22 protein-coding genes and 2 tRNA genes are annotated in these 18395 nt (G+C 66.1%); 21 read left to right on the forward strand and 3 right to left on the reverse strand.

Features of this window, described 5'->3' with window-relative positions:
• Window positions 1-57: 57 nt before the first annotated feature.
• From M1K48_RS02755 to M1K48_RS02790, 9 genes are all read left to right on the forward strand, one after another.
• Window positions 58-134, forward strand: a tRNA-His gene (locus tag M1K48_RS02755).
• Window positions 135-172: 38 nt separating this feature from the next.
• Window positions 173-1222 (forward strand): Glu/Leu/Phe/Val family dehydrogenase, encoded by a 1050-nt coding sequence (locus tag M1K48_RS02760; protein ID WP_249504352.1) that lies wholly within the window; start codon window positions 173-175, stop codon window positions 1220-1222.
• Window positions 1223-1305: 83 nt separating this feature from the next.
• Window positions 1306-2022: a heme ABC transporter permease CcmC gene (gene ccmC, locus M1K48_RS02765; protein WP_249504353.1), complete on the forward strand. Its 717-nt coding sequence runs from the start codon at window positions 1306-1308 to the stop codon at window positions 2020-2022.
• Window positions 2019-2150 (forward strand): hypothetical protein, encoded by a 132-nt coding sequence (locus M1K48_RS14275; protein ID WP_257794161.1) that lies wholly within the window; start codon window positions 2019-2021, stop codon window positions 2148-2150. Before ccmC ends, M1K48_RS14275 begins: the two co-directional genes overlap by 4 nt.
• Window positions 2147-2593: a cytochrome c maturation protein CcmE gene (gene ccmE / locus M1K48_RS02770; protein ID WP_249504354.1), complete on the forward strand. Its 447-nt coding sequence runs from the start codon at window positions 2147-2149 to the stop codon at window positions 2591-2593. The genes M1K48_RS14275 and ccmE overlap by 4 nt, the downstream gene beginning before the upstream one ends.
• Entirely contained in the window at window positions 2590-4503 is a 1914-nt protein-coding gene (locus M1K48_RS02775; protein WP_249504355.1) for a heme lyase CcmF/NrfE family subunit, read from the forward strand. Before ccmE ends, M1K48_RS02775 begins: the two co-directional genes overlap by 4 nt.
• Window positions 4500-5030, forward strand: a complete 531-nt coding sequence (locus M1K48_RS02780) for a DsbE family thiol:disulfide interchange protein (protein ID WP_249504356.1) — start codon at window positions 4500-4502, stop codon at window positions 5028-5030. The genes M1K48_RS02775 and M1K48_RS02780 overlap by 4 nt, the downstream gene beginning before the upstream one ends.
• A 29-nt stretch (window positions 5031-5059) precedes the next feature.
• Window positions 5060-5446 carry a cytochrome c-type biogenesis protein gene (locus M1K48_RS02785; protein WP_249505155.1) on the forward strand — a complete coding sequence of 129 codons (387 nt, stop codon included), beginning with the start codon at window positions 5060-5062 and terminating at the stop codon, window positions 5444-5446.
• A complete protein-coding gene (locus M1K48_RS02790) occupies window positions 5446-6120 on the forward strand; it encodes a tetratricopeptide repeat protein (RefSeq protein WP_249504357.1) in 675 nt (224 codons plus the stop codon). Before M1K48_RS02785 ends, M1K48_RS02790 begins: the two co-directional genes overlap by 1 nt.
• 5 nt (window positions 6121-6125) lie before the next feature.
• On the opposite strand, the gene M1K48_RS02795 is transcribed toward M1K48_RS02790, so the two are convergent.
• Window positions 6126-6350 (reverse strand): DUF3072 domain-containing protein, encoded by a 225-nt coding sequence (locus M1K48_RS02795; RefSeq protein WP_249504358.1) that lies wholly within the window; start codon window positions 6348-6350, stop codon window positions 6126-6128.
• A gap of 65 nt (window positions 6351-6415) precedes the next feature.
• A complete protein-coding gene (ald, locus tag M1K48_RS02800; RefSeq protein ID WP_249504359.1) occupies window positions 6416-7516 on the reverse strand; it encodes an alanine dehydrogenase in 1101 nt (366 codons plus the stop codon).
• A gap of 119 nt (window positions 7517-7635) precedes the next feature.
• On the opposite strand from ald, the gene M1K48_RS02805 reads away from it, so the two are divergent.
• The 3 genes from M1K48_RS02805 to M1K48_RS02815 are packed head-to-tail and all read left to right on the forward strand — an operon-like array spanning window position 7636 to window position 10691.
• Complete coding sequence (locus tag M1K48_RS02805) at window positions 7636-9582, forward strand: potassium transporter Kup (protein WP_249504360.1); 1947 nt, start codon at window positions 7636-7638, stop codon at window positions 9580-9582.
• Between the two features lie 42 nt (window positions 9583-9624).
• Window positions 9625-10191, forward strand: a complete 567-nt coding sequence (locus tag M1K48_RS02810; RefSeq protein WP_249504361.1) for a PRC-barrel domain-containing protein — start codon at window positions 9625-9627, stop codon at window positions 10189-10191.
• Window positions 10188-10691 (forward strand): 2'-5' RNA ligase family protein, encoded by a 504-nt coding sequence (locus tag M1K48_RS02815; protein WP_249504362.1) that lies wholly within the window; start codon window positions 10188-10190, stop codon window positions 10689-10691. Before M1K48_RS02810 ends, M1K48_RS02815 begins: the two co-directional genes overlap by 4 nt.
• Here M1K48_RS02815 and M1K48_RS02820 read toward each other — a convergent pair.
• Window positions 10688-11107 (reverse strand): DUF3775 domain-containing protein, encoded by a 420-nt coding sequence (locus M1K48_RS02820; protein ID WP_249504363.1) that lies wholly within the window; start codon window positions 11105-11107, stop codon window positions 10688-10690. The two genes, M1K48_RS02815 and M1K48_RS02820, sit on opposite strands and share 4 nt — an antisense overlap.
• Before the next feature lie 115 nt (window positions 11108-11222).
• On the opposite strand from M1K48_RS02820, the gene M1K48_RS02825 reads away from it, so the two are divergent.
• The 9 genes from M1K48_RS02825 to M1K48_RS02865 all read left to right on the forward strand — a co-directional run bounded on the left by M1K48_RS02825 (window position 11223) and on the right by M1K48_RS02865 (window position 18391).
• Window positions 11223-11299: transfer RNA gene (locus tag M1K48_RS02825), tRNA-Met, on the forward strand.
• A gap of 116 nt (window positions 11300-11415) precedes the next feature.
• On the forward strand, window positions 11416-12171 hold the full coding sequence (rpsB, locus tag M1K48_RS02830; protein WP_249504364.1) for a 30S ribosomal protein S2: 756 nt from the start codon (window positions 11416-11418) through the stop codon (window positions 12169-12171).
• Between the two features lie 137 nt (window positions 12172-12308).
• Window positions 12309-13247, forward strand: a complete 939-nt coding sequence (gene tsf / locus M1K48_RS02835; protein ID WP_249504365.1) for a translation elongation factor Ts — start codon at window positions 12309-12311, stop codon at window positions 13245-13247.
• Window positions 13248-13358: 111 nt separating this feature from the next.
• Entirely contained in the window at window positions 13359-14099 is a 741-nt protein-coding gene (gene pyrH, locus M1K48_RS02840; RefSeq protein ID WP_249504366.1) for a UMP kinase, read from the forward strand.
• Window positions 14086-14643 (forward strand): ribosome recycling factor, encoded by a 558-nt coding sequence (gene frr, locus M1K48_RS02845; protein WP_249504367.1) that lies wholly within the window; start codon window positions 14086-14088, stop codon window positions 14641-14643. Before pyrH ends, frr begins: the two co-directional genes overlap by 14 nt.
• A 64-nt stretch (window positions 14644-14707) precedes the next feature.
• Window positions 14708-15463, forward strand: coding sequence for a polyprenyl diphosphate synthase (gene uppS / locus M1K48_RS02850; RefSeq protein WP_249504368.1), 756 nt, complete (start codon window positions 14708-14710; stop codon window positions 15461-15463).
• Window positions 15460-16107 carry a phosphatidate cytidylyltransferase gene (locus M1K48_RS02855; protein ID WP_249504369.1) on the forward strand — a complete coding sequence of 216 codons (648 nt, stop codon included), beginning with the start codon at window positions 15460-15462 and terminating at the stop codon, window positions 16105-16107. Before uppS ends, M1K48_RS02855 begins: the two co-directional genes overlap by 4 nt.
• Window positions 16107-17261 carry a 1-deoxy-D-xylulose-5-phosphate reductoisomerase gene (locus tag M1K48_RS02860; RefSeq protein WP_249504370.1) on the forward strand — a complete coding sequence of 385 codons (1155 nt, stop codon included), beginning with the start codon at window positions 16107-16109 and terminating at the stop codon, window positions 17259-17261. The genes M1K48_RS02855 and M1K48_RS02860 overlap by 1 nt, the downstream gene beginning before the upstream one ends.
• The gene (locus M1K48_RS02865) at window positions 17261-18391 is read left to right on the forward strand and encodes a M50 family metallopeptidase (RefSeq protein WP_249504371.1); all 1131 of its coding nucleotides are present in this window, start codon (window positions 17261-17263) and stop codon (window positions 18389-18391) included. The genes M1K48_RS02860 and M1K48_RS02865 overlap by 1 nt, the downstream gene beginning before the upstream one ends.
• Window positions 18392-18395: the final 4 nt, after the last annotated feature.

Raw genomic sequence — 18395 nt, forward strand, 5'->3', positions numbered from 1 at the left:
TTAAGGGGCTGACGCGCCGTGCCAAGCCGTTTTTGATAATGGTCGGGCAAGGTCGTGGCGATCGTAGCTCAGTTGGTTAGAGCATCGGCTTGTGGTGCCGAGGGTCGCGGGTTCGAGCCCCGTCGATCGCCCCATCATTCTTTTTCTCAGCGATCCGGAAATCACCCCGCCCATGACCGACTTGTGGAGCCTGCCCGACTTCGACGGGCACGAGGCCGTTACCCATGTCTCCGATCCCGCGAGCGGGCTTCGGGCGATCATCGCGATGCACAGCACCCATCTTGGACCGGCCGCGGGCGGCAGCCGGTTCTGGCACTATGCCCGCGGCGAGGACGCGCTGATTGACGCGCTGCGCCTGTCGCGCGGCATGAGCTACAAGAATGCGATGGCCGGGCTGCCCCTCGGCGGCGGCAAGGCCGTGATTCTGGCCGATGACAAGCGTACCAAGACCCCTGCCATGCTGGCCGCCTTTGGCCGCGCGGTGGAGATGCTGGGCGGGCGGTATGTCACGGCCGAGGATGTCGGGATCAACGTGTCCGACATGCAGGCGGTGCGGCGCGAGACGCGGCATGTCGCCGGTCTGCCGGTCGAGGCCGGCGCGGTCGGGGGCGACCCGGGCCCGCATACATCACTGGGCGTGTTCCTCGGGATCAAGGCGGCGGTCCGCCGCGCGCTGGGTCGCGACAGCCTGTCGGGCCTGCACATTGCGATGCAGGGTGCCGGCAGCGTGGCGAGCGGCGTAGCCCGCCGCGCCGCGGAAGAAGGCGCGCGCCTGACCATCGCCGACGTCGACGGCGCCAAGGCGGAAAGCCTTGCGCGCGAGGTCGGCGGACAGGTCGGTGACGCCGCCACCATCCTTTCCACCGAAGCCGACGTGATCAGCCCTAATGCGTTGGGCGCGATCCTCGACGACGACAGCATCGCTGCGCTGCGCGCGCCGATCGTGGCCGGCGGCGCCAACAACCAGCTTGCTCGTCCCGAGCATGGCCCGGCGCTGATGGCACGCGGCATTCTCTACGCCCCGGACTACGTCATCAATGCTGGCGGGATCATCAACGTGTCGACCGAATATCTGCAGGACGGCGACGCCGAAGTGGTGCGTTCGCGGATCGCCGGCATTCCCGACCGCCTCGAAGCGATCTGGAGCGAAAGCGTTGCCAGCGGGCGCGACCCGGCCAGCGTTGCCGACGCCATGGCCCGCAAGCTGATCGGGCGCGGGTAGGGGTTTTGCGACCGCTCCATGCCCTCTCCATTTGGGCATGGTGCAATGTCGTGCGAGCCGTATAAGAGGGACCGAACAGTCCCATGCACCGCTTCGCCAACCCCGCCCGTTTTCTCAAGATCGCGAAGCCGGCCACTGCGTGGCTGCTGGGGATTGGCCTCTTCCTGAGCGCCATCGGCGTGATCGGGGCGCTGTTCCTGATGCCGCCCGACTATCTGCAGGGGCAGACCGCACGCATTCTCCACATCCACGTTCCCTCCGCCTGGCTGGGCATGGGCGGCTGGACCGGGATCGCCGTGGCTTCGGCAGCGCAGATCATCTGGCGGCACCCGCTCGCTGGTGTGGCCGCGCGGGCGATTGCCCCGGCGGGCGCGATGTTCGCCTTTCTGTGCCTCGCAACGGGCTCGATCTGGGGTCGTCCGACCTGGGGCACCTGGTGGGAATGGGACGGGCGGCTGACCAGCATGCTGGTGCTGTTCTTCCTCTACTGCGGTTACATGGCGCTCGCCGCCGCGGAGAAAGAGAGGGGGCCAGATGGGCGTGCGGCGCCGCTGTTCGGCCTAGTCGGAGCGGTGAATATTCCGATCATCCACTTTTCGGTGCAATGGTGGAACACGCTCCACCAGGGCGAGAGCATCGAGCTGACCGGAACCAGTATCGCGCCTCAAATCCTGTGGCCGCTGTTCTTCACCCTGTTCGGTTTCTCGTCCCTGTTTGGCGCGATCGTGCTGCTGCGGATGCGGACCGAGCTTGCCGCGACCAAGATCGAGGCGCGATTGCGCCGGACGGCAGCCGCATGAACCAGTGGGCGTTCGTCATCGCCGCTTATGCGGTCTTCCTGATAGGGACCGGAGCTCTGCTGGCCTGGGCGCTGCTCACCTGCCGCAGCGCCGAGGATCAGGCCGACAAGCTGAGCGGGCGCGGATGACACTTGCACCCAAGCACCAGAGACTGGTGCTGGTCCTGCTGGCCGTGGCGGCACTGATCGGAGCCGTGATGCTGGCGATGTGGGGCCTGTCCGACCGCGCCGCTTATTTCCGCACCCCCCAGGATGTCGCTGCGGGCCGGGCCGAAGTCGGGGTTCCGCTGCGGCTTGGTGGAATGGTCGAGAAGGGTTCGATCCAGCGGATGCCCGACGGGGTCAGCGTCGCCTTCGTCTTGACCGATGGCGTGGGCCAGGTGCCGGTCCGCTTCACCGGCATCGTCCCCGACCTTTTCAAGGAGAACAGCGGCGCCATCGCCGAGGGCCAGCTGGGCCGGGACGGGACCTTCGTCGCCGACAACATCTTGGCCAAGCATGACGAGCGCTACATGCCGCCGCAGATGGGAAACCAGGCCGCGGAACTGATGACGCGCGAGACCGCCAAGTGATTGCCGAGGCAGGTCTTGCCGCCTTGTGGCTGGCGTTTTCGCTGGCGCTTTTGCAATTCGGGCTGGCGGTCGCGAGCAATCGCCTTGGAGATCTCAAGACCCTGGTCGCGCCGGTCGCAGTGGCGCAGGGCGTGCTGACCCTGTTGTCCTTCGCGCTGCTGATCTGGCTGTTCCTGCGGACTGACACCAGCGTTCAGCTGGTCGCCGCCAACAGCCATAGCGCCAAGCCCTTCATCTACCGCTTCTCCGGGGCGTGGGGGAATCACGAAGGCTCGATGCTGCTGTGGGTGACCGTGCTGTCGGCCGCCGGCGCACTGTTGGCGCTAGTCGAGCGGCGCCTGCCCGAGCGGAGCCTGCGCGCGACGCTGGGGGCCCAGGCGCTGCTGGCGCTCGGCTTCTTCGGCTTTCTGCTGATCGCGTCCAACCCCTTCACCCGGCTCGATCCGGCGCCGCTGCAAGGGCAGGGGTTGAACCCGCTGCTGCAGGACCCGGGCTTGGCCTTCCATCCGCCGACACTTTACCTCGGCTATGTCGGCCTGAGCGTCGCGTTCAGTCTTGCTGTCGGGGCGCTGGTCACCCGCGAGGTCGGGCCGGCGATGGCCCGCGCGATGCGGCCGTGGGTGCTGGGCGCGTGGGTGCTGCTGACGATCGGCATCGTCGCGGGCAGCTACTGGGCATATTACGAATTGGGCTGGGGCGGCTGGTGGTTCTGGGACCCGGTCGAGAATGCCTCGCTGATGCCGTGGCTCGCTGCCACCGCCTTGCTCCACTCGATCAACGTGCTGGCCGCCCGCGGGTCGCTTCGGGCATGGACCGTCATGCTGGCGGTAGTCGCTTTCTCCATGTCGATGATCGGCACCTTCCTGGTCCGCTCGGGCATACTGACCAGCGTCCACAGCTTTGCGGTGGATCCGACCCGCGGTAGCTTCATTCTCGGCCTGCTGATCTTCTATACCGGCGGCGCGCTGCTGCTGTTCGCGCTGCGCATCGCCTCCGTCCGCGAGGGTGCGCGGTTCGAGATCGTCAGCCGGGAAGGCGCGCTGGTCGCAAACAATCTCATCCTGTCGGTCATTCTCGGCACCGTGTTCGTCGGCACCCTCTATCCGGTCGCGGTCGAGGCGGTGTCGGGCGAGAAGATTTCGGTCGGTCCGCCTTACTTCAATGCGACCACCGGTCCGCTGGTCCTGATCCTCGCCGCGGTGCTGTTTATCGGTCCGTTGCTGCGTTGGCGGCGGGACAGCCGCCCCAACCTGCGCCGTATCGCCGGGCCGGTCGTCGTCACGATCCTTGCCTTCGCGCTGACCTTCATCGATCCGGAGATGAACCTGCTGCCGCGGCTCGGCCTCGCCTTTGCGGCAGGTCTTGCGGCGGCGAGCTTCCTGCCGCTTGCGGGGCGCGACCTGCGCCGCACGCCACTGACCATCTGGGGAATGGTCATCAGCCACCTCGGCATCGCCGTGGCGATGACCGGCGCGGCCGCCGATGCCTCGCTGACCCGCGAGACTCTTGCGGCAGCGCGGATCGGTGAGGTGCTGACGGTCGGGCCGTGGAAGGTTCGCTTCAACGGCGTCGATCCCGTCGCCGGCCCGAACTGGACCGCGATCGAAGGCCATCTGGTCGCCACCCGCGGCAGCACCGCGATCCGGCTCGATCCGCAGAGCCGCTATTTCAGCTCGCCGCCGACCGAGACTAATGAGGCAGCCATCACCACTCGCCTCGACGGGCAGCTCTACACGGTGATCGGCAAGCGCCAGGGCGATCGCTGGCAACTCCGCCTGTGGTGGAAGCCGATGGTCACCTTCATCTGGCTGGGCGGCGCGCTGATCGCGCTGGGCGGCCTGCTGGCGCTGATCGGTCGCCTGCGCCGCGAACGCGGTCGTCCGCTGCCGCTTGCCGAGGCGCGGACATGAGCCGCCGGGCATGGCTGCTCGTGCCGTTGCTGCTGTTCATCGGATTCGTCGCGGCGGCGGCGTGGCGGCTCAGCGCGCCGCCCGACACCTCGATTCGTTCGCGGATGGTCGGGCGAAGCGTTCCGACCTTTGCCGCGGCGCCGATGCTGCCCGGACGGCCCGGGCTTGCGAGCGCCAGCCTGGGGCAGGGCAAGCCGCGCCTACTCAATTTCTTCGCCAGTTGGTGCGTACCCTGCGTCGCCGAGGCCCCGGTCCTGCTCGACCTTCAGAAGAAGGGGGTGACGATCGAGGCCATCGCGCTTCGAGATCAGCCTGAGGATGTGCAGGAATTCCTTGCCAGCTACGGCGATCCGTTCAGTGCGATCGGCAGCGACCCGGTCGGGGAGGCACAGATCGCGTTCGGCTCTTCTGGAGTTCCCGAAAGCTTCATCGTCGATGGCAAGGGGATTATCCGCTACCAGCACATCGGACCGATCGCGCCCGAGCAAGTCGCCGAAGTGCTGGCCGAATGGGAGAAAGCGAGTTGACCGCCTTCCTCCGTCTCCTACCTGCAGCCATGGCGCTGGCATTGGGTTCGACCGCTGCCCTGGCGGATTCCAATCGCCCGCCGGCGCCTTATGCCTACAAGCAGCTGTCCGACCCGACCAAGGAAGCGCAAGCGACGGAGCTGATGGCCGAGTTGCGTTGCCTCGTCTGCCAGGGTCAGTCGATCCACGACAGCGATGCCGAAATGGCGGGCGACATGCGCCACCTGGTCCGTACGCGGATCGAGGCCGGTGAAAGCCCCGATCAGATCCGTAGCTTCCTGATCGAACGCTATGGAAGCTGGGTGAGCTACCAGCCGCGGCTCGATCGCGACACCCTCGTGCTGTGGCTGGCGCCGCTGCTGCTTCTTGCAGGTGGGGCATTCCTTGTCCTGCGCCGGCTGAAGGTGCGGCGCTGATGGGCTGGCTCTGGCTGTTCGTGTTGCTTGCCGCCACCGCTGCCGGGCTGTGGATCGCCGGAAGGCTGCGCGGTGCGGCGCTGCAGGTGACCCTGGCGGCGCTGATGCTTGGCGCTGCGGGCTATGCACTGCAGGGCCGTCCGGACTTAGTCGGCACGCCGCGCGAAGGGGGGCTGAGCCGCCCGGCGGTGCCGCTGACCGAGGCAAGGCAGGCAATGCTGGGCACCTTCACCGCCGGCGAGCGCTACCTGCTGATCGCCGACAGCTTCGCCCGCCGCGGGAACACCACTGAAGAATTGGGGGCGATCCGAGCAGGGCTGCGGGAGCGGCCCGACGATCTGGCGCTGCAGATCGGACTGGCGAATGCCCTCGTCGATCATTCCCAGATGATCACCCCTGCCGCCGAACTCGCCTTCGAGCGGGCACGGCAGGTGGCACCGAGGCATCCGGCCCCCTTGTTCTTCGAAGGCCTGGCGCGCGCTCGGTCAGGCGACCTGGAGCGGGGATTGGAGCTGTTCCGGGCCGCTCTGGCGCTGACGCCCTCGGGTACCAGCTACCGGCCGATGATCGAGCAGGGCGTGTCAATGGTCAGCAACAGCCTGGCCGAGCGGCAGATGATGCCGGGGCAGGCCGGCGGGCAGGGCAGTGCCCCGACGCAGCCGGCCCGTCCTTAAGCGACTTACTCGCCGCGCCCGGTCTCGCCCTGCAGAGCGTCAATTTCCTTCGATGCTTCGGCCTTGGACAGTTCGGGATCGAACTCCTTACCGGCCTCTTCGCTCAGCGTCTGGAGGTAGGAGGCCTGCGCCCCCGTCATCGGCTCACCGCCAGTGGTCCAGTGATCAGGATCCTTGACCGCATTGCCGGTCGGATTTGCCTTCGGATCGGTGTCTGGCTTCGTCGTCATTCTTCAAGCCTTCTCAGAGAGTTGAGTTGGTTGAAGAACGACGACGTTCCGTTTATGTTCCGTGGTTAGATGGCGACGAATTCGAGGTCGAGCGCTTCGGCGACGGCCTGATGGCGGATCTTGCCGCCGCTGACGTTGAGGCCGTTGGCGAGATGCGGGTCGGCCTTCATCGCCGCTACCGCGCCCAGGTTTGCGAGCTTGAGCGCGAAGGGCAGGGTGGCGTTATTGAGCGCGAAGGCGCTGGTTCGGGCAACCGCACCCGGCATGTTGGCCACGCAATAATGGATCACGCCGTCGACCTCATAGACCGGGTCTGCATGGGTGGTGGCGTGGCTGGTCTCGAAGCATCCGCCTTGGTCGATCGCGATGTCGACCAGCACCGATCCGCGCTTCATCGTCTTGAGCATCTCGCGGGTGACGAGCTTGGGCGCCGCGGCACCCGGAACCAGCACGGCGCCGATCACCAGTTCGGCCTCTTCGACCGCCCGCGCGATGGCGTCACGGCTGGCGTAAGCGGTCTTGATCTGGCTGCCGAAGAACATGTCGAGTTCGGCCAGGCGCTCGTTGGAAATGTCATAGATGGTGACGTCGGCACGCATGCCGACCGCCATCTGCGCCGCGTTGACGCCGCTGACTCCGCCGCCGAAGATCGCGACCTTGGCCGGGGCCACGCCGGGAACGCCGCCAAGCAGCACGCCGCGGCCGCCCTGCGCCTTTTCGAGATAGTGCGCGCCGACCTGGATGCTGAGTCGGCCGGCGACTTCGCTCATCGGGCTCAGCAGAGGCAGGGTGCCCGAGCGCGAGGTGACCGTTTCATAGGCGATGCAGGTCGCACCGCTCGCCATCAGCCCCTCGGCCTGCGGCTTGTCGGCGGCGAGGTGGAGGTAGGTGAAGAGCAAGTGGTGCGGCTTGATCATCGCGATTTCGCCCGGCTGCGGCTCCTTGACCTTGACGATCATCTCGGCCGTGTCGAACACCGAGGCGGCGTCGGGCAGGATGGTCGCGCCGGCCTTCACATAAGCGCTATCGGGGCAGTCGATGCCCTTGCCGGCACCGGTCTCGACGAACAGCTCGTGACCGGCCGCGACCAGCTCCTTGACGGAGGCCGGGGTCAGGCCGACTCTATACTCGTGGTTCTTGATTTCCTTGGGCACGCCGACACGCATGGAACGATTGCCTCTTCGAGAGTTGATTGTGTGGTGGTTGCGCGCGCCTATAGACCGGGAATGAGCGGATGCACCAGCCGATTGCGAGCGGCCACTCGCACTGCTAGGGGCCCCGCCCGATGAACGTCACCGCTGAAGGCGCTGCCCAGCCCGCTATCCCGGCGGTGACCGAGGACAGCCATGGCCACCATGTCCAGGGTTCGCTCGCCAAGCTGATGCTCGGCGCGGCGGGCGTGGTGTTCGGCGACATCGGCACCTCGCCCATCTACGCTTTCCGCGAGACCTTCGCCGGCCACCACACGCTCGAGCCCGACCAGCTCCACATCTTCGGCGTGCTGAGCCTGATCTTCTGGTCGATGATGATCATCGTGACGCTGAAATACGTCACCATCATCATGCGCGCCGACAACAAGGGCGAAGGCGGAAGCCTGGCGCTGCTGGCGCTGATCAACCGTTCGACCGGGACGACGCGGCGGTGGACCGGCGGGATCGTCATGCTCGGCGTGTTCGCCACCGCGCTGTTCTACGGCGACAGCATGATTACTCCGGCCATCTCGGTGCTGTCGGCGGTGGAAGGGTTGAAGACCGTCAACGGCGCGTTCGAGCCGTACGTTATCCCGCTTTGTATCGGCATCCTGGTCGGGCTGTTCATGATCCAGAGCCGCGGGACGGCCAAGGTCGGCAATTTGTTCGGCCCGGTGATGATCGTCTATTTCATCACGCTCGCGGTGCTAGGGACGATGCACCTCGCGTCGGCTCCCGGCCTGTTGCTGCAGATGCTCAACCCGCTGAACGCGCTCTATTTCTATTATCAGGAGCCGCTCCCGGCGTTCATCGCGATGGGGTCGGTCGTGCTTGCGGTGACCGGCGCGGAGGCGCTCTACGCCGACATGGGTCACTTCGGTAAGCGGCCGATCCGCTACGCCTGGATATTCGTCATCGTTGCCTTGCTGCTCAACTATCTGGGGCAAGGCGCCATGCTGCTGCAGCAGTCGCCCGAGCAAGCCCGCGAGCTGGTCAAGAACCCGTTCTTCTTCCTGGCGCCCGAAAGCCTGCGCCTGCCGCTGGTGCTGCTGGCGACCTGCGCCACCGTCATCGCCAGCCAGGCGGTGATTACCGGCGCCTTCTCGGTCACGCAGCAGGCGATCCAGCTCGGCTTCATCCCGCGCCTGCGAATCCTGCAGACCAGCGAGTCAGCCAAGGGCCAGATCTATATCCCGGTAGTGAACTGGGCGCTGATGGTCGCCGTGGTGCTGCTGGTGGTCAGCTTCGGTAGCTCGTCCAACCTTGCCGCTGCTTATGGCATTGCGGTTACCGGGGCGATGTTCATCGACACCCTGCTGCTGGCGGTGGTGTTCTTCTCGCTTTGGAAGTGGCCGGCGTGGAAAGCGGTGCCGCTGCTCGCGCTCTTCCTGCTGGTCGACATCCTCTACTTCGGCGCCAACTTGCTGAAGGTGCCGGACGGCGGCTGGGTGCCTCTGGTGGTGGGCGTGATCGGTTTCACCTTGCTCACCACCTGGGCCAAGGGCCGCAAGCTGATGATGGACCGGATGGCCGAGGCGAGCCTGCCGATGGAGGTGTTCGTGAAGTCGGCCGCCAACAGCGCCACGCGGGTTCCCGGCACCGCGGTGTTCATGACCTCGAGCGCCAAGGGTGTGCCCCATGCGCTGCTCCACAACCTCAAGCATAACAAGGTGCTGCACGAGCGGGTGATGCTGCTGACGGTGCGGATCGAGGACGTGCCTTACGTTCGCGAGGAGCGCCGGCTGGAGACCGAGGACTATACTAACGGCTTTTTCCGGGTGGTCCTGCGCTACGGCTTCATGGAGGAGCTGGACGTTCCGACGCAGCTCGGCAAGCTGCAGGATTGCGGGCCAGTGTGCCGGATGATGGACACCAGCTTCTTCCTAGCAAGGCAGACCCTGATCTCGACCGCGCGGCCCGGAATGGCGAGCTGGCGCGAGCGGCTGTTCGCCTGGATGCTGCGCAATTCGGAAAGCGCGATGGAATTCTTCAAGCTGCCGCCCAACCGCGTGGTCGAGCTTGGGAGCCAGGTGGAGATTTAGGTCAGGTGGACCTTGCGGCACCCGCCGCGCATTACCCTGCCCATGGATCAAACCGCTTCGTGGATCGCGACCGCCGCGACCATCATTGCCGCCTGCTTTACCGCTTCCAATCTTGGCAGCCGGGTCACCGGCATCGGCTTCATCATCTTCACCATCGGCTCGATCGCCTGGTTCGCGACCGGTGTGCTGACCGACCAGCCGGCTTTGGTTTGGACCAATGCCGTCATGACTTTGCTGAACCTGTTCGGGGTGTATCGCTGGCTCGGGCGGCAGGCCAAGCTTGAGGAGGGCGCCAGCAAAGCGGCGGAGGCCAGTTCGGCGGCGCCAGGCGAAGACCTGTTCCCGGCGTCCAGCCTGACCGCCTCGCATCTGCTCGGCCGCGGCGGGGAGGCGCTCGGCACCACGGTCGACGCGATGCTCAGCTGCGACGGCGGGCGGCTGCGCTATCTGGTCGTCGCGCAGGGCGGCGTCGCCGGAGTGGGCGAAACCTTTCGCCGGGTCGATTGGCATTATGCCGGGGTGTCCGACGGCGCGGTTAACACCGACATGTCGCCGGAACAGTTCGAGCAGCTCCCCGAGGTTCAGAAGGACAATTGGCCAGGACGATGAGCGGCGCACTGATTGTCACCGCTGCCCTTGGGCCCGAGGATTTCGCCTGGCTCGACGGGCAGCGCCGGGCCTATTTCCCGCCCGAACGCAACCAGCTGGCGGCGCATCTCACTATGTTTCATGCCTTGCCCCCCAGCGCCGAAGCGGAGGCGGGAAGGGTGCTTGCCCGCGAGGCTGCTACCGCTGCACCCCAGGCCAAGGTCGCCGGGCTGATGAACCTTGGCCGCGGGGTGGCCTACCGGATTGTGTCGGACGAACTGGAAGCCATCCGCCGCAACATCGCCGATCATTTCCACGGCTATCTGACGTCGCAGGACGGGCAAGGCTGGCGACCGCACGTGACGGTGATGAACAAGGCCGAGCCACGGGCAGCGAAAGCGCTGCTGCACGAGCTGGAGGCAAGCTTCAGCCCGCGACCCCTGAGGATCGCGGGCCTGGAGCTCCACCGCTACCTCGGCGGCCCGTGGGAGCGCCTCGGGCGGTGGAGCTTCCGGGGTTAGCTGAGGTCGCCGACCCCGTCGCAGCTGAGTTCGAACGCAGCCATGCCGGCTTCCAGAACGCCGGCCAGCATCGGCATCTCGAGGAACTGGTCGACCACGCCGCCGGCCGCCACTTCGTCATTGGCTTCGGCCATCGCTTCGTCCCAGTCGGACGCTTCGTAGGTGCCCTGGCCGACCCAGCAGAAGGCGAGCAGTTCGGCCTGCTGGTCTTCGGCCAGATCGTCGATCGCCGAGCGAAGTTCCTCCTCGACCCCGTCGTTTACGTCGTCGTCGAGCACCGACAGGGCCTCGCCGTCTTCGCCATCGATGTTTTCCGCATCTTCGTCCGCGTCGTAATCGGACGGGACCTGAGCTTCATATTCTTTTGCGCGCAATATGATCCGGCAGAGCGTATCAAGCGGCGTGAGCGGATCCATCGTGGGTAATCTCCTTTGCGCACTCAAACCCGGTGCTCACCCGGCGGTTCCTTGGCGTTGACCACTGCATGTCCCCCGCGTATAGGCCCGCCCGCCGTCACGGCACCCCGAGAGGGGCGGAGTAGCTCAGCTGGTTAGAGCAGCGGAATCATAATCCGCGTGTCGGGGGTTCAAGTCCCTCCTCCGCTACCATTCACGGGTGCCCGACGCGGCATCAACCCGCATGGGGGGCATCATAGCCCGGTGCGAGTGGCCGAAAGGTCGCCCGTTCCCGCCCCCCAGAGGATCAACCGGAAGGAACTATCCCTATGGCGAGCACGCTCGTCTCCATGCAGCAATTGCTCGAAGCCGGAGCTCACTTCGGCCACCAGACCCACCGCTGGAACCCGCGGATGAAGCCGTACATTTTCGGCGACCGCAACGGTGTTCACATCATCGACCTGTCGCAGAGCGTTCCACTGTTCGCCCGCGCGCTCGACTTCGTGCAGGGCACCGTCGCCCGCGGCGGCAAGGTGCTGTTCGTCGGCACCAAGCGCCAGGCGCAGGACGCCGTGGCCGAGGCCGCCGGCCGTTCGGGCCAGCACTTCGTCAACCACCGCTGGCTCGGCGGCATGTTGACCAACTGGAAGACCATTTCCAACTCGATCAAGCGCCTCAAGACGCTCGAGGAGCAGCTGACGGGTGACACCGCCGGTCTGACCAAGAAGGAAGTGCTCCAGCTCACCCGTGAGCGCGACAAGCTCGAGAAGAGCCTTGGCGGCATCCGTGACATGGGCGGCCTGCCCGACGTCATGTTTGTGATCGACACCAACAAGGAAGAGCTGGCGATCAAGGAAGCCAACGTCCTTGGCATCCCGGTTGTCGCGATCCTCGATTCGAACTCGAATCCCGAAGGCATCGCTTTCCCGGTTCCGGGCAATGACGACGCCAGCCGCGCCATCCGTCTCTACGCCGACGCGGTTGCCGAAGCGGCCACCTCGGGCAAGACCGGCAACCAGCAGCGCCAGGGTGTCGACATCGGCGCCATGTCCGAGCCGCCGGCCGAAGCCGCGCTCGAGGCGTAAGCATTGCGCTCCGGCGAAGGCCGGAGCTCAATGTCTTCAAGTTGCAACTCCTTTCCCGTTCGCCCCGGGCGAAGTCGGGGGACCAGATCCCTCGACGTCGCTCGGCACGAACGGTTTCATAGCTAAGGAATACAGACATGGCTGACATCACGGCCGCGATGGTCAAGGAACTGCGCGAGCGCTCGGGCGCCGGCATGATGGACTGCAAGAAGGCGCTTGCCGAGAACAACGGCGACGTCGAGGCATCGATCGACTGGCTGCGTGCCAAGGGCCTCGCTTCGGCGGGCAAGAAGGCCGGCCGCACCGCCGCCGAGGGTCTCGTCGGCGTCGCCGTCGAAGGCAACAAGGGCGTGGTGGTCGAGGTCAATTCCGAGACCGATTTCGTCGCCAAGAACGAGCAGTTCCAGGGCTTCGTCCGCGACGTCACTAGCCTCGCGCTGACCAACGGCGACGATGTCGAGACGCTGAAGAAGGCCGCGATGCCGTCGGGCAAGTCGGTCGAGGAAGCGCTGACCGAGAACATCGCCACCATCGGCGAGAACCAGAACCTGCGCCGCGCCAAGACGCTCACCGTCGGCGAGGGCAAGGTCGTGGCCTATGTCCACAACGCCGCCGCTCCCGGCATGGGCAAGATCGGCGTGCTGGTCGCGATCGAGGGCGATGCCCCGGCCGACAAGCTGGAAGCGCTGGGCAAGCAGATCGCCATGCACATCGCAGCGGCCAACCCGCTGGCGCTGACCGGTGAAGCGATCGACCCGGCGGTGATCGAGCGCGAAGCCGCGATCGCTCGCGAGAAGAACGCCGACAAGATCGCCGGCAAGCCCGCCGACATTGCCGAGAAGATCCTCAAGGGTCCGGTCGACAAGTTCCGCAAGGAAAGTGCGCTGCTGACCCAGGCGGTGGTGTTCGACGGCAAGACCCCGGTGCAGGATTATGTCGCGGCGGAAGCCAAGGCGGCCGGCGGTTCGGCGACCATCGTCGACTTCGTCCGCTTCCAGCTGGGCGAAGGCATCGAGAAGGCGCAGTCCGACTTCGCGGCCGAAGTGGCTGCAGCGTCGGGCGTCAAGCAGGGCTGATCCCCTTGTTCACTCCCGGACCATCAGGGCGGGAGAAGATACTTCCCAAGCGGGCGGCTGCGCTTATAGAAGCGCTGCCGCCCGTTTTCACATCGAAAGATCGACATCGTCATGGCTCGCCGCTTCAACCGCATTCTCCTGAAATTGTCGGGCGAGGCGTTGATGGGCCCCGGACAGTTCGGGATCGATCCCGATACCGTCGCCGCCATGGCCGCCGAGGTGAAGGCCGCCAAGGAAGCAGGCTTCGAGCTGTGCTTGGTGATCGGCGGCGGCAATATCTTCCGCGGGATGGCGGGCGCCGCCAAGGGCATGGACCGGGCGCAGGCCGACTATATGGGAATGCTGGCGACCGTGATGAACGCGCTGGCGGTGCAGAATGCGCTGGAGCAGATCGGGGTCGACACCCGGGTGCAGTCGGCGATCAAGATGGACCAGGTGTGCGAGCCGGTGATCCGCCGCCGGGCCGAACGTCACCTCGCCAAGGGCCGGGTGGTGATCTTCGCCGCTGGCGTCGGCTCGCCCTACTTCACGACAGATACCGGTGCCGCGCTGCGTGCTGCCGAGATGAAGTGCAACGCGCTGTTCAAGGGTACCAGCGTCGACGGAGTATATTCGGCCGATCCCAAGAAGGTGAAGGACGCCAAGCGCTTCGACACCATTGGGTTCGACAAGGTGCTGGCCGAGGATCTCAAGATCATGGACGCGGCCGCGGTCGCGCTGTGCCGCGACAACAACATTCCGATCGTCGTCTTCAACATCCGCGAGCCGGGCAACCTTGCCAAGGTGCTTGCGGGCCAGGGGGTGGCGACGATCGTTCAGGACCAGGAGGAACAGTCACATGCCAGCCTATGACAAGGCCGATGTCCAGCGCCGCATGGCCGGCTCGGTGGACTCGCTCAAGAGCGACCTCGGAGGTCTGCGCACCGGGCGCGCTTCGATCGCTTTGCTCGATCCGATCCAGGTCGAGGTCTATGGCGCCAAGATGCCGCTGAACCAAGTCGCGACCGTGTCGGTGCCCGAACCGCGGATGATCTCGGTCCAGGTGTGGGACCGCTCGAACCTCAATGCGGTGGAAAAGGCGATCCGTTCGGGCGGGCTGGGCATAAACCCGATCACCGACGGGCAGATGATCCGCCTGCCGATCCCCGACATGACCGAGGAGCGCCGCAAGGAGCTCGCCAAGCTGGTCAGCCAATATGCGGAAAAGGCCCGCATCGCGGTCCGCAACGTCCGCCGCGACGCCATGGATGCGCTGAAGACCGACGAAAAGAAGAAGGAAATCAGCGAGGACGAGCACAAGAAGCTCGACACCGAAGTCCAGAAGATGACCGACGATACGATCAAGGAACTGGATGCGGCGGCGGCGGCCAAGGAAAAGGAAATCCTCGGCAAGTGATGACCTCGACTCCGTTGGTGCCGGTCGTGCCTCGACGTCGCTCGGCACAAACGGGGAGGGATACATGACCTCCTCCCTCCCTCCGCTCGCCCCGAGCGAAGTCGAGGGGAATTCGGCGGAGGGTTCGGTCCCCCGCCACGTCGCCATCATCATGGACGGCAACGGCCGCTGGGCGATTAGGCGCTCGCTCCCGCGGGTCGCCGGGCATCGGGCTGGGGCCGAAGCGGTTCGTCGCACCATGCAGGCGGCGGTCGACAGCGGGGTCGAGGTCCTGACCCTCTACGCCTTCTCCAGCGAAAACTGGCGGCGATCCGAAGACGAGGTCAGCGACCTCAAGGGCCTGATGCGCTTCTACCTCGAGCGCGAACTTGGCACGCTGCAGAAGGAAAAGGTCCGCCTGCGCCTGATCGGCGAGCCAGCGGCCTTCGGCAACGAGCTCTACGAGCGCCTGCAGCAGGCGGTTGAGGAAACCCGCGACAATGACCGGCTGACCCTGGTCGTGGCATTGAATTATGGCAGCCAGGGCGAGATCGCCGGGGCGGCAAAGGCGCTGGCCCGCGCGGCGAGGGACGGGGCGCTCGATCCCGAGACGATCGACATCGCGGCGATCGAGGGGCTGCTGCACACTTGCGACCTGCCGCCGCTCGACCTCCTGATCCGCACCAGCGGGGAGGTACGCCTGTCCAACTTCCTGCTGTGGCAGGCGGCCTATGCCGAGCTGCACTTCGTCGACACCTTGTGGCCCGACTTCGACGAGGCAGCCTTCAATTCGGCGTTAGGTGAGTTTGCCCGGCGGCAGCGACGGTTCGGTGGTCGATGAGCGAGATTGCGCTTCGCACCATCACCGGCGTGCTGATGATCCTGACCGCGCTGACCGCCGAATGGTTCGGCGGCACAGCCTTCGCCATCCTGGTCGCTGGGGCGGCCACCGCTATCTATTACGAATGGGCCAAGATGGTCCGCGGCTGGGGGCTGAAATGGCACCTCTGCGGCTTCGTCTTCGCGCTGCTTCCCGCGCTGTCGCTGCTGTGGGTGCGCGAGCGGGCCGGTAACCCGCCGGGCAGCGAAGGCTTCGAACTGGTGCTGTGGGCGTTCATCGTCACCTGGAGCGCCGATATCGGCGCCTTCTTCACCGGCCGCACCTTCGGCGGTCCAAAGCTGGCGCCGACGGTCAGCCCCAACAAGACAATTTCCGGACTGGTCGGCGGGCTCATCGCCGCGACGCTGCTTGGCGGGATCTGGGCGCAGAGCCAGGATTTGCACTTGGCCTGGCTGTGGCTGGCGCCACTGTTCGCCTTTGCCGCGGCGCTCGGCGACCTATTCGAAAGCTGGATGAAGCGGCAGGCCGGGGTCAAGGACAGCGGCCGCATCCTGCCCGGCCATGGCGGTGTGTTCGACCGCCTCGACGGCCTGGTGCCGGTCGCCGTGCTGACCGCGGTCGGCGTGATGGCGGGGCTCAGCTGATGAAGACAATCGCCATCCTCGGCGCCACCGGATCGATCGGCACTTCGACTCTTGACCTGGTCGAAGCGGCGCCCGAGCGGTTCGAGGTGACCGCAGTGACGGCGTCGAGCAATGTCGCCGAACTGGCCGCGATCGCCCGCCGGACCAGCGCATCGCTGGCGGTCATTGCTGACGAAAGCAGGCTGGAAGAGCTTCGTGCCGCGCTGGCCGGGACCGACATCAAGGTGGCGGCGGGCGAGGGGGCACTCGCCCAAGCCGCCGCGTCTGCCGACCTCGTGATCGCCGCGATCGTCGGCACCGCCGGGCTCGCCCCGGTGATGGCCGCGATCCGGGCGGGCCGCACGGTCGGTCTGGCCAACAAGGAGGCTTTGGTCTCCGCAGGCGCGCTGATGATCGAGGAAGCGCGCCGCTCGGGCGCCGTGCTGCTACCGATAGACAGCGAACATAATGCCATCTTCCAGTGCCTTGCGGGTCAGGATTGCGATCAGGTGGCAAGGCTGATCCTGACCGCCAGCGGGGGACCTTTCCGTACCCTGTCGGCAGCGGAGATGGCGCGCGCCACCCCGGCGCAAGCGGTCGCGCATCCCAATTGGTCGATGGGCGCCAAGATTAGCGTCGACAGCGCGACCATGATGAACAAGGGGCTGGAGCTGATCGAGGCCCACCACCTGTTCGACCTGCCGGAAGAGCGGATCGACATCGTCGTCCATCCGCAATCGGTGATCCACAGCCTGGTCGAATATGCCGACGGCTCGATGCTGGCGCAGCTCGGATCGCCCGACATGCGGGTACCGATCGGTCATATCCTGGCCTGGCCCGAGCGGATGGCGACGAAGGCGCGCCGGCTGGACCTGATGGATATCGGCCGTCTCGATTTCGAAGCGCCCGATCCCGAGCGCTTTCCGGCACTTCGCCTTGCCCGCGAGGCGCTTCGTCGCGGCGAGGCCGCGCCGCTTACCCTCAACGCTTCCAATGAGGTAGCTGTGGAGGCGTTTCTTGGGGGCGCCATTCACTTCGGCGACATCGCCGCCGTCGTAGAGGAGCAGTTGAACCGCATGGACCAACCGCTTCCCACCTCCATCGACGATGTTCTGGCGCTCGACGCCGAGGTTCGCCGTGCCACGCGCGAAGCGCTGAAGGTAATCGCGAACTGATGCTCGAAACGCCGCCCGTCTGGTTCCTGGCGCTCGCCTTCCTTGGCGCGATCGGGCCGCTCGTCTTCATTCACGAGTTCGGCCACTACATTGTCGGACGCTGGTTCGGGATCGGTGCCGAGACCTTTTCGATCGGCTTCGGCCGCGAGGTCGCCGGCTGGACCGACAAGCGCGGCACCCGGTGGAAGGTCGGCTGGTTGCCACTAGGCGGCTACGTCCGCTTCACCGGCGACATGAACCCGGCCAGCATGGGCCAGGATCTCGACAAGCTGAGCCCGCAGGTCCGCGCCCGCAGTTTCCATGCCAAGCCGGTTTGGCAGCGCGCCCTGGTGGTGTTCGCCGGCCCTGCCGCCAACTTCCTCCTCGCCATCCTGATCTTCGCGGCGTTCATCGCAGTCAACGGCGCCCCGCGCACTCCTGCGGTGGTCGCCGCGGTCATGCCCGGTTCGCCGGCGGCGGCGGTCGGACTGGTGAAGGGCGACCGCGTCGTCGGCATCGACGGGCGCGAAATCCGCCGCTTCGACGACCTTGCCGAGTACAGCCGGCTTCGTCCCGGCGAGGATGTGGTGATCACCGTCGAGCGGGCTGGCCGGACTTTTGCCGCTTCGACGCGGCTGGCGACGGTGACCGAAGCCGACCGCTTCGGCCAGACCTACCGCGTCGGTCGGCTCGGCATCGCCACCGGCGAGCGGGTGTTCGAGACGGTCTCGCCGCTGCAGCTCGTTCCGGAGGCAACCGGGATCACTTGGTCGACCATCGAGAACACCAGCGTCGGCCTGTGGCAGATCATCACCGGGCGCCGCCCGCTGGAGGAACTTGGGGGTCCGATCAAGATGGCGCAGGTCGCCGGACAGGTCGCCAGCATCGGCTGGTTCGAGTTCGTCCAGCTGATCGCCTTCTTCTCGATAAACCTCGGGTTCATCAACCTTTTGCCAGTTCCGATGCTCGACGGGGGTCATCTGGCGCTCTACGCGGTCGAGGCAGCACGCCGTCGACCGCTTGGGGCTCAGGCGCAGGAGTGGTTGTTTCGCGGCGGGTTCGCTGCCCTTATGACCCTGATGCTGGTGGCGACCCTCAACGACCTGGCGTCGGTAGGTCTGTGGCGGACATTGGGGCAATTGTTGGGCTGAGCCC

It is taken from the genome of Sphingomonas glaciei (genome assembly GCF_023380025.1).
Lineage (GTDB): Bacteria > Pseudomonadota > Alphaproteobacteria > Sphingomonadales > Sphingomonadaceae > Sphingomicrobium > Sphingomicrobium glaciei.

Excerpts from the sequence above, each read along its gene's own strand:
- ald (WP_249504359.1), bottom strand. The coding sequence starts at position 7,516 with ATGCGTGTCGGCGTGCCCAAGGAAATCAAGAACCACGAGTATAGAGTC.
- M1K48_RS02795 (WP_249504358.1), bottom strand. The coding sequence starts at position 6,350 with ATGACGACGAAGCCAGACACCGATCCGAAGGCAAATCCGACCGGCAAT.
- ccmC (WP_249504353.1), top strand. The coding sequence starts at position 1,306 with ATGCACCGCTTCGCCAACCCCGCCCGTTTTCTCAAGATCGCGAAGCCG.
- pyrH (WP_249504366.1), top strand. The coding sequence starts at position 13,359 with ATGGCTCGCCGCTTCAACCGCATTCTCCTGAAATTGTCGGGCGAGGCG.
- rpsB (WP_249504364.1), top strand. The coding sequence starts at position 11,416 with ATGGCGAGCACGCTCGTCTCCATGCAGCAATTGCTCGAAGCCGGAGCT.
- uppS (WP_249504368.1), top strand. The coding sequence starts at position 14,708 with ATGACCTCCTCCCTCCCTCCGCTCGCCCCGAGCGAAGTCGAGGGGAAT.
- M1K48_RS02810 (WP_249504361.1), top strand. The coding sequence starts at position 9,625 with ATGGATCAAACCGCTTCGTGGATCGCGACCGCCGCGACCATCATTGCC.
- M1K48_RS02865 (WP_249504371.1), top strand. The coding sequence starts at position 17,261 with ATGCTCGAAACGCCGCCCGTCTGGTTCCTGGCGCTCGCCTTCCTTGGC.
- M1K48_RS02815 (WP_249504362.1), top strand. The coding sequence starts at position 10,188 with ATGAGCGGCGCACTGATTGTCACCGCTGCCCTTGGGCCCGAGGATTTC.
- M1K48_RS02790 (WP_249504357.1), top strand. The coding sequence starts at position 5,446 with ATGGGCTGGCTCTGGCTGTTCGTGTTGCTTGCCGCCACCGCTGCCGGG.
- ccmE (WP_249504354.1), top strand. The coding sequence starts at position 2,147 with ATGACACTTGCACCCAAGCACCAGAGACTGGTGCTGGTCCTGCTGGCC.
- M1K48_RS02760 (WP_249504352.1), top strand. The coding sequence starts at position 173 with ATGACCGACTTGTGGAGCCTGCCCGACTTCGACGGGCACGAGGCCGTT.
- frr (WP_249504367.1), top strand. The coding sequence starts at position 14,086 with ATGCCAGCCTATGACAAGGCCGATGTCCAGCGCCGCATGGCCGGCTCG.
- M1K48_RS02785 (WP_249505155.1), top strand. The coding sequence starts at position 5,060 with ATGGCGCTGGCATTGGGTTCGACCGCTGCCCTGGCGGATTCCAATCGC.
- M1K48_RS02855 (WP_249504369.1), top strand. The coding sequence starts at position 15,460 with ATGAGCGAGATTGCGCTTCGCACCATCACCGGCGTGCTGATGATCCTG.
- M1K48_RS02780 (WP_249504356.1), top strand. The coding sequence starts at position 4,500 with ATGAGCCGCCGGGCATGGCTGCTCGTGCCGTTGCTGCTGTTCATCGGA.
- M1K48_RS02820 (WP_249504363.1), bottom strand. The coding sequence starts at position 11,107 with ATGGATCCGCTCACGCCGCTTGATACGCTCTGCCGGATCATATTGCGC.
- M1K48_RS14275 (WP_257794161.1), top strand. The coding sequence starts at position 2,019 with ATGAACCAGTGGGCGTTCGTCATCGCCGCTTATGCGGTCTTCCTGATA.
- M1K48_RS02860 (WP_249504370.1), top strand. The coding sequence starts at position 16,107 with ATGAAGACAATCGCCATCCTCGGCGCCACCGGATCGATCGGCACTTCG.
- tsf (WP_249504365.1), top strand. The coding sequence starts at position 12,309 with ATGGCTGACATCACGGCCGCGATGGTCAAGGAACTGCGCGAGCGCTCG.
- M1K48_RS02805 (WP_249504360.1), top strand. The coding sequence starts at position 7,636 with ATGAACGTCACCGCTGAAGGCGCTGCCCAGCCCGCTATCCCGGCGGTG.